This is a genomic window from Thalassorhabdus alkalitolerans (assembly GCF_042656525.1).
Taxonomy (GTDB): Bacteria; Bacillota; Bacilli; order Bacillales; family Marinococcaceae; genus Thalassorhabdus; species Thalassorhabdus alkalitolerans.
The window spans coordinates 1,373,791-1,382,421 of sequence record NZ_JBHSOZ010000003.1 but is presented as its reverse complement, the minus strand read 5'-3'; the positions used below and the strand labels follow the sequence as shown (position 1 = coordinate 1,382,421).

Annotated in this window: 10 protein-coding genes and 1 pseudogene; 8 read left to right on the top strand and 3 right to left on the bottom strand. The window is 40.7% G+C overall.

The genetic code is table 11. From position 1 onward, the window contains the following. The 4 genes and pseudogenes from ACFPU1_RS09530 to ACFPU1_RS09515 form a co-directional block, all read left to right on the top strand. A pseudogene (locus tag ACFPU1_RS09530) lies at positions 1-129 on the top strand (group II intron maturase-specific domain-containing protein); the annotation flags it as partial. A 266-nt stretch (positions 130-395) separates the two neighbouring features. Continuing rightward, complete coding sequence (locus tag ACFPU1_RS09525) at positions 396-539, top strand: YuiA family protein (protein WP_198153471.1); 144 nt, start codon at positions 396-398, stop codon at positions 537-539. A 147-nt stretch (positions 540-686) separates the two neighbouring features. Then, positions 687-1,010 (top strand): YuiB family protein, encoded by a 324-nt coding sequence (locus ACFPU1_RS09520; protein ID WP_269758109.1) that lies wholly within the window; start codon positions 687-689, stop codon positions 1,008-1,010. 309 nt (positions 1,011-1,319) lie between these two features. Beyond that, complete coding sequence (locus tag ACFPU1_RS09515) at positions 1,320-1,970, top strand: 3D domain-containing protein (protein ID WP_417851949.1); 651 nt, start codon at positions 1,320-1,322, stop codon at positions 1,968-1,970. 23 nt (positions 1,971-1,993) lie between these two features. Here the strand turns inward: ACFPU1_RS09515 and ACFPU1_RS09510 are convergent, their stop codons facing one another. Together ACFPU1_RS09510 and ACFPU1_RS09505 are read right to left on the bottom strand one after the other, a co-directional pair. Further along, positions 1,994-2,815 (bottom strand): cobalamin-binding protein, encoded by an 822-nt coding sequence (locus ACFPU1_RS09510; protein ID WP_385940425.1) that lies wholly within the window; start codon positions 2,813-2,815, stop codon positions 1,994-1,996. A 24-nt stretch (positions 2,816-2,839) separates the two neighbouring features. Continuing rightward, a complete protein-coding gene (locus tag ACFPU1_RS09505; protein WP_054636184.1) occupies positions 2,840-3,322 on the bottom strand; it encodes a divergent PAP2 family protein in 483 nt (160 codons plus the stop codon). 829 nt (positions 3,323-4,151) lie between these two features. Here ACFPU1_RS09505 and ACFPU1_RS09500 point away from each other — a divergent pair. Genes ACFPU1_RS09500 through ACFPU1_RS09490 form a run of 3 tightly spaced genes read left to right on the top strand, consistent with a single transcriptional unit; the run spans position 4,152 to position 7,132 of the window. Then, on the top strand, positions 4,152-4,697 hold the full coding sequence (locus ACFPU1_RS09500; RefSeq protein ID WP_054636185.1) for a TRAP transporter small permease: 546 nt from the start codon (positions 4,152-4,154) through the stop codon (positions 4,695-4,697). A gap of 24 nt (positions 4,698-4,721) precedes the next feature. Then, positions 4,722-5,993 carry a TRAP transporter large permease gene (locus tag ACFPU1_RS09495; protein ID WP_054636186.1) on the top strand — a complete coding sequence of 424 codons (1,272 nt, stop codon included), beginning with the start codon at positions 4,722-4,724 and terminating at the stop codon, positions 5,991-5,993. A 50-nt stretch (positions 5,994-6,043) separates the two neighbouring features. After that, the gene (locus ACFPU1_RS09490; RefSeq protein ID WP_054636187.1) at positions 6,044-7,132 is read left to right on the top strand and encodes a DctP family TRAP transporter solute-binding subunit; all 1,089 of its coding nucleotides are present in this window, start codon (positions 6,044-6,046) and stop codon (positions 7,130-7,132) included. A 254-nt stretch (positions 7,133-7,386) separates the two neighbouring features. On the opposite strand, the gene ACFPU1_RS09485 is transcribed toward ACFPU1_RS09490, so the two are convergent. Further along, positions 7,387-7,947, bottom strand: a complete 561-nt coding sequence (locus ACFPU1_RS09485; protein WP_054636228.1) for a biotin transporter BioY — start codon at positions 7,945-7,947, stop codon at positions 7,387-7,389. 273 nt (positions 7,948-8,220) lie between these two features. Here ACFPU1_RS09485 and ACFPU1_RS09480 point away from each other — a divergent pair, with 273 nt between their 5' ends. Beyond that, positions 8,221-8,613, top strand: a complete 393-nt coding sequence (locus tag ACFPU1_RS09480; RefSeq protein ID WP_198153477.1) for a hypothetical protein — start codon at positions 8,221-8,223, stop codon at positions 8,611-8,613. Positions 8,614-8,631: the final 18 nt, after the last annotated feature.

Below are 8,631 nucleotides of genomic sequence, written 5' to 3'. Positions count from 1 at the left end.
ACAAAGGCGAAAGCCTTGGAATGGGGAAACACAAGAAAAGGCTACTGGCGTATAGCCAGCAGCCCTATTCCCCATCGCACACTCAATGACCATTATTGGCAGCGTATGGGTTTGAAATCATTGAATTAACGTTAGAATTTTATGAAACCGCCGTATACGGAACCGTACGTACGGTGGTGTGAGAGGACGGAGGTTAGTCACCTCCTCCTACTCGATTAATGTTGTGAAGTTTCTCGTAAAAGACCAGGAACCTTTTTGCAGCTATATCTGGAGAGGATCTGCCAAAGAGAGCCTCAAAAGTATGACAGAACTTTTACAATTTCTCTAATGCTCTTTTTAAGAATATAAGATTATGATATATTATCAGAAAATTCTAATTAAGAGGAGAGAAGAGTATGAGCGTAAGCCAGAAAGCAGAAAAGTATAGTGAAAAGTGTGTATATTGTGAAGGAAGAGGGTACTTTCAGTTAATTCTCGGTGGTTCTGAAACGTGTGATAATTGTGGTGGAAATGGCCTAACATCAAATGTAAAAAGGTAGTTGGAGTCCGAGAAAGAAAAGGGAGAGGAAAGTCTTTGATAAAAGGTTGAATTTCTGTAACAAAATTGGAGAAAAGTCTAGCCTGATAGATATTGACGCTTCTCGCGTCCTTCTGTAAACTAACAGTGACGCGGAGGTGAAAGAGTAGTGATTAGCAGTTTACCCCAGTTGATCATTTCTATGATTTTATTTTTGATTTTGTTTTTTGGGATAGGTTTTTTGCTCAATATGATTTTACGTTCCACCTGGATTATGGCAATTATATATCCGATCATCGTGATTATGATCGTCGATAATATAAGTTTCTATGATTATATTCTTGCTCCTGTTTCTTCATTTGCTGCATTGGGACAGGACCTGGCTGCACTTCACATGGCAGATGTACTTATTTTATCATGTGGGATGGCTGGTGCTATTATTGCAGGAATTATTATTAGAATGCTTAGAGTCAGAGGGTACCAAATGTTTTAAATGAAAGCTTCTCTATGGGATAGAGAGGCTTTTTTTGTTGTCTCTAAAACAAGGAAGTCTGCATTCTTTTTAACTAAGCTGAAACAGCTTCAGATTAGTCGAAGCGAATACAGTGAACTGAATCGTTCTCTGCAGCTTGGAAGACAACATGAAAGGTGTAAGAGGGTGATTTTGTACCTTTAGATTACTTCATCTGCTTTTGGGAAAGTCTCTTTTTTCCTGGGTAAAAAACGAGCTCCTCTTTAAAGAATAAATGTCCGTCAATCTGGGCAGGATGTTTTGATAAGAGGAGTGATTACAATGGAACCCATGAAAACCGTGGGAAGACGAGTAACGATGAGTGTACTGGTACTTGCAGCCTTTATGTTTACTGTCGATCAGATATCAGGTGTACAGCCCGCTGATATATCAAACTGGCTCGAGGAACAACCTTTGCCTTGGAAGGCTCCTCAGGTTGATCATATAAAAGAAGCAGGCTATAAAAGCAGCAGGCTTAACTATAAAGGAAGTTTTCAAGACCAAACGGGTCTTTCATCTGAAAAAGAGACAATGACCTTAAGTCAACAGCCGCTGAAAAATTATCCTGCCAAACATGTAGTGGCTACCGGCTATACAGCAGGCCCTGAATCTACAGGGAAAAGTCCCGGTCATCCTGCCTATGGCATTACATACTCAGGAGTGGAGGCACGCAGGGATGTTGTATCGACAATCGCAGCTGACCCGGAACATTTCCCCATTGGGACTGTGCTGTATATTCCTGAATATGGTTACGGAGTAGTGGCTGATACAGGTTCTGCTATAAAGGGTATGAAAATTGACTTGTTCTACGAAACAACTGATGAGGTATTCGAAGAATGGGGAAAGCGTGAGCTTGAAGTCTATGTAATAAGAGAAGGAAAGGGACGCCTTGATGAGCAGGATTATATACAGATTAACAGTCAAATAAAAGCATCACTCTAAAAAACTCGCCCAACGGGCGAGTTTTATCTTTTATAAAAGGAAGTATATAAAGGATCTTTGTGATCTGATGGGGGGAAATGCTCAGGATGCAAAAGAGAAGCAAGTTTTTTAAGGCCGAGTAACAGGCGGGGAGATGGTCTGCAGTACAAGGGTTCTTCAAGAATATGAATTCGTCCGTTTTGCACAGCGGTCATGTCTTGCCAGTTTGGACGTTTACGTACTATTTTTGGATTAATTTTGGAAGTCTGAACTCCTACCCAGGCCAGGCATATATGGTCAGGGTTCTGCTCTCTTATCTCTTCCCAGGTTATTTGGAGGCTTGGTTCCTTTTTGTGTTCAAATATATTAACCCCTCCGGCAAGCCTGCTGATCGTGGAAAGCCAGTTGCCTCCTCCTGGAGTGAAGACTGGTTTGGGCCACCACTCCCAGTATAGCCTGACCGGCTCAAGCTTTGCGGAACGACTTTTGTAAAAATGAATAACTTCGTCGAAACGTTCATTTATTCTTTTTGCTTCCTGTTCTTTTGATACTGCCTCCCCAAGCAGAAGCATGTCTGTTTTAATGTCATTTAAAGAATTAGGTTCAAGTACTATATAGGGAATATCCATTTGTTTAAGAGCTTCAACATTTTTTTCCATCCCTGGAACACTGAGGGAGGCAAGAACTAGATCGGGCTTGAGCTTACTGACTTTTTCCATATTAATAGAAAGGTCTGGACCAAGTCGTGGAAGGGATTGGATAGATTCCGGCCAGTCGGAAAAGTCATCTACTCCCACCAAGTAATCAGTCAGGCCAAGGTATGCTGCTAATTCTGTATTACTGGGACAAAGAGAAACAAGGCGCATAATAGCCGCTTCCTTTCTAACGTATTAATAAGGGATTAGTATGGCATTAGCTACTAAAGCAATAATGATTCCAAGAAGGGCTCCAAAGAAAACTTCAATTGGCTGATGTCCCAAAAGCTCTTTTAGCTCTTCTCGCTTCTCTGTTTCCTCTTTTTTCTGCCACGTTTTTGCTTCATTAACAAACTTGTGGAAATCATCAACTAGCTGGTTTAATACGGTTGCATGATAGCCGGCATGTCTTCGGACCCCAGTAGCATCAAACATTACAATTACCCCGAAAATGGTAGTAATTGCAAATAATGAAGAACCAAAACCATGATCTAATCCGACAGCAGTGGCTAACGCTGTAACGGCAGCTGAATGGGAACTGGGCATTCCGCCAGTACTGGTCACAAGGGTCATATCCCATCTTCTTGTGGCAGCAAAAGCAAGGGGAACCTTGACTGCTTGAGCAAAGATTATAGAAAATAATGCGACCCATAGAGGAAAATTTGAAAGTATTTCCATGAAAGAAGAACGTCCTTTCTTGAAGAAAAATTTAGTGTGAGTGTACATCCCGCTCAAAACGAGAGAAAAAACAGAAAGTGAGGCGGCGTTTCTAGATGTACTTAATGTTTTTTGTTCTCCTCTATAGATACCAAATTATAATAAAGTTAAAACTTTATCATTAAAGGGAGTGCTGGTATACTACTAGAAAGAAAAAATATTCCTATTTGTTAGAATATTTATTTATTCTGAGGAAGGCTTTATTTTTACACCTTTTTATAAATGGCTCTGTTAAAGGCGAATTTAATTTTGATAAGTCATTTGATGGTAGAAAGTCATAAAAAATAAACAAAGCCTTTATAAAAATAGGGTTTCTACTCAGTATAACATATGCTCGGCGGGCTCATCCATGAGGTGATTAAGTAAAGATATGAGGAGTACAAAGCTTTTAAGAGCATATGCGATAAAAATAGAAAAAATGTGATAAATTTACAAGGGATTTGGCGATTAATGAAGAAGATATCTAGTACTTAAAACATGAATCAATAATTCGGTGTTTTGAAAAAAGGAATTAAGGAAATGCCTTATTTCATGTTTTAAACGGAAAAGGGGAGTCAGGGTATTTAGTAGTAGATCTGTTTCACTCATTCGTTAAAACAGCATGACAGAGTTCTTGTGTGCATAGACGCGTATCACAAGAGCTATCTTACACACAGAGATGGTGATAACACTTATACAAAGGATAAAGAGGATATACCGCATTGAGAAAATTCAGGGCATTTAGTATGATTTTTAGATAGTGCAGGCTACTCCCTGTGCTTTCATGAAGTTAGGAGGCAGAAGACTCTGGATGAATACGTTTAATAGGGTAATCAGCATTCTCGATCGGTCTTTGATGAAAATAGAGGAGCTTATCTTAAGCTTTGCAATTATTGTCATTTCTGTAATGGTTATTGGTAACGTACTTAGCAGAACATTTACGGGAGCAAGCTGGGCGTTCAATGAAGAAATCAGTCGCTTTGCTCTTTTTTTAGCTACTTTTATTGGTATTAGTTACGTAGCAAGAAAAGGGAGACATATTAGTATGTCAGCTTTTTTTGACCTTGCTCCGCATAAGATCAGGAAAGCTTTGGCAATCATTATCCCTTTAGTCACAGCAATTGTATTGTTTGTTCTTGCTTATTATGCTTACGGCTATATGGCTTCTGTCAGGGACTCAGGACGAGTTACCGCCGCTCTGCGTTTCCCTTATTATTGGATGCTGATTGCAGTTCCCCTTGGGTTTGTTCTCGGAGGTATTCAATTTTTACGAAACGCATGGATCAATATCAAAGAGAAAGATGTTTACTTAGCTACTGATAAGAAAGATTATGATCGAACAGATGGAGCAATTTAAAATTTAAAGAGAGAGGAAAGTCTTATGGTTACTACACTCTTAGCCATCATGGTAATCTTTTTATTTCTGGGATTTCCAATGATGATTCCACTGATTCTTGCTCCTCTTGTTGTTGTACTATTCTTTTTTCCAAATGTAGACCCCATATTTATGGTGCAGCAAATGATGGAGGGGATATCATCATACGTGCTGCTCGCTGTTCCACTTTTTATTTTTGCTGCTGACATTATGTCCACAGGGAAAACCTCGAAAAGGCTCCTTGATTTTGTTGGCGCATTTGTGGGGCATTTGCGGGGCGGGTATGCGATAACTACGGCTGCTGCCTGTACCCTGTTTGGCTCTATTTCCGGATCGACGCAGGCTACGGTTGTTGCGATTGGTAAGCCAATGAGGGAGAGGCTGCTTAAGGTAGGATATAAGGATTCCAGTGCGATTGCTTTAATTATTAATGCAAGTGATATTGCACTTCTTATCCCGCCAAGTATTGGAATGATCATTTACGCCCTCATTTCGGGCACATCGGTTGGGGAATTGTTTATCGCCGGTATTGGCCCCGGGTTACTGATCTTTTTATTCTTTGCGATATATGCATACATACATGCGAAGATTTTTAATATTCCATTGGCCGAAAAAACAACATGGAATGCACGATTCAAGCTTACAGGCAAGGCCCTGTTTCCACTAGGCTTCCCAGTTATTATTGTTGGGGGGATCTATACAGGGATTTTCACGCCTACAGAGGCAGCAGGGATATCAGTACTGTATGCAATAATATTAGAAGTTTTAATCTTCCGATCCATCAAAATTACACAAATTCCAAGTATAGCGTTATCAACTGGTCTTGTTACATCCGCTGTGTTTGTTTTAGTTGCCGGAGGACAAGCTTTTGCCTGGGTAATCCAGTTTGCACGAATTCCTCAGTTAATTACTGATGCTTTTCTCGGTGGTGACCCTTCGGCTGTATACGTTCTAGTCATTGTGGCCATTTTCTTCTTTATAGGATGTATGTTTGTTGATCCGATAGTAGTAATCTTAATACTTACACCAATATTTTATCCTGCAGCAATGCAGGCAGGAGTTGATCCTGTTCATTTAGGGGTGGTTATTACGTTCCAGGCTGCGCTAGGCTCAGCAACACCACCGTTTGGGGTGGACATATTTACCGCAAGTGCGGTGTTTAATAAGTCTTATCTAGACGTTATCCGAGGAACACCGCCTTACATTGTAATGCTGCTGATTGTGTCAATTTTAGTTATTATGTTTGAAGAGATTTCTCTTTTCTATCGCTTCTTATAAGCGGCAGATGTTGAGTTATAGATTAAAGAAAAACATAGGGGGTAATTTAGATGGATTTTAGAAAGAAACCTTGGTTAATGGCAGGCTCAGCTTTTCTCCTTACTGCTGCAATTGCTGGATGCGGAAACGGCGGGGATGACGCTGCCGAAGATAATGGAGATGCCGGCGGCGACGGAGAAACATATGAATGGCGCTTTGTAACTGAAGAGAACCAAGGACAGGTTCAATATGAGTATGCTGAGGAATTTGCTGAAAGACTAAATGAAAAATCCGATGGCCAAATTAACATTGATGTCTATGAGTTTGGCGGCCTTGGAAGTGAAGTTGACCAAGTGGAGCAACTTCAAAGCGGCGTTGTTGAATTTGCAATTGTGTCACCAGGCTTTACTGGAACAATGGTAGAAGAGGGTCAATTGTTTGCCCTGCAGTTCTTGTTCCCGGATGACGTAGCTGAGACTCAAGAAGTGCTTGAAACAAGTGAGGCGCTCAATACACACCTTGCTGAAAAATACGAAGAACATAATATTAAGCCATTATCCTTCTGGACAGAGGGTGCTATGCAATGGACTGGAAGCACACAGCTGCGCACACCAGATGATTTCCAGGGGTTTGCAATGAGAACACAAGAATCTCCGTTAATTATGGAGTCTTATCGTCAATACGGTGCTGATCCTACAGCGATGAGTTGGAGTGAGCTATATACAGGTCTTCAGCAAGGAACTGTTGACGGCCAGGAAAACCCAATTTTCTTTATTGAGGATGCAGGCTTCCATGAAGTTCAAGACCATATGACTATTTCCAACCATAATAACTATGTAGCTATGACTACAGTGAATCCTGGTTTCTACAATGACCTTCCTGAAGATATTCAAGCAATGATTGATGAAACTGTGGAAGAAATGAAGGAAGTAGGGTTTGAACTTCAGGACCAAATGAATGAAGAACTTCTTGATGCGATTATTGAAAATGAAGACTATCCAACTGACGTATATGAGCTTAATGAAGATGAGCGTGAGCAGTTCAGAGAGCTGGCTGAACCGATGCGCGACTACTTCAGAGAGAATGGCGGCGAAGATGCGGCTGAAATTCTAGACATGTTAGAAGAAGAAATCGAAGAAGTTACTGGTGAAGAAGCTTAAGTTAATAAATTGGAGGGTGTCTCATAAGGTCACATTGCAGTGGCCTGGATGAGGCACCTTCTTTTTTGGAAGAACTATTACACTAGCCGGGACAAAACCAGTAAAAGAGTCGCTCTCCTGATCAAAGTGCCAGTTGGCTGCGTTAGCGAGTGTAACTTTGAACAACTAACTACTGAAAACAAAAAAGGGACCTCTCAACGGATTGAGAGTCCCTTCTTATTTAGCTGGATTTTGTCCCAGCTTTTTTTAATGGATTATGAAACTGATTGTTGTCTTGGTGATTGAAAGTGGGTGTGACGTTTTCTTATTAGATAATATATTTTATAGCCGGCTCCTGCAGAAAGGACAGTGAAAATAATATCTTTTACTAATGGAGCGGCCATCCAGGCCCAAACCATTGAATAGCTGAAGCCCTCTGGTGCTTCTGCAATAAATAAATAAGCATAATACATGTAATTCGTTCCCAATAGATAATTAATTGTAAGACCGACAAAGGCTGCTATGAAAAATGTTGGTAAACCAGGATTTTGTTTGGACTCAATTAATTTTCCGACAACGTAAGCTACGAGAATGAATGATAGAATAAATCCGAATGTAGGGCTGACGAAGGTTCGCAATCCCCCGGAAAATTGAGCGAAGACAGGCATGCCTACAAGACCGATCAACGTATAAATAATCATGGATAAGGATCCAAGGCGGCTGCCAAGAACAATACCGGCAAGTATAGCAATTATAGGCTGGAGGGTTATAGGGACACCCCCAACAACGAGAAAAGCCGTGATGTTTGCTCCTACCCCCATGAGAGCAGCAAACATTGCTACTAAAATAATGTCTAGCGGTTTAAATTTCAAGGGACCACCTTCCTTAGTACATAGTCGTATTTTTATCCTACTTAAATATCGCCATTTCGTCAACTTATTTTTTACATTGGTTAACAATGCAGTCTTTCTATTTGTCTGGAAGAAAAGCGGTGAAGATTCATGGGGACGTCACAATACGAAGGGCAAGTGATCTTGCCGCGGAATCACTCTTATGGAATAATACAAGCTGAAAGCCATTTAGAGACTATAAACATGGGGGAAATAGATTTGAATCGAACTAAATTTTTATTGCAGACTTCAGCTATTTTTGCAGTCATTGGTACAATTATGGGATCACATATGGCAGGCGCGGGTTCAATGGCATTACGGCCAATTCATGCTCATATTTTGGTGGTGGGCTGGCTGTCATTATTTGCATTTGCTGCGTATTATCGGATGTTTCCTGTTCCTAAATCCTCAAAGCTTGCAACGGTCCATGTATGGACAGCATTTTTTGGATCAATTGGTCTGAGCGGAGGCATGTGGGCATATTATTTTATACCAGGCTCAATGGTCACTCTCATGGCGTTTATCATCGGGGGAACAATTCTGGCAGTGAGTTTCATTTTGTTTGCAGTCATGACATTTGTTCACGGTAAGTACATTACAGATGCACAATAAAAAAGGGCTGAGCTCAAA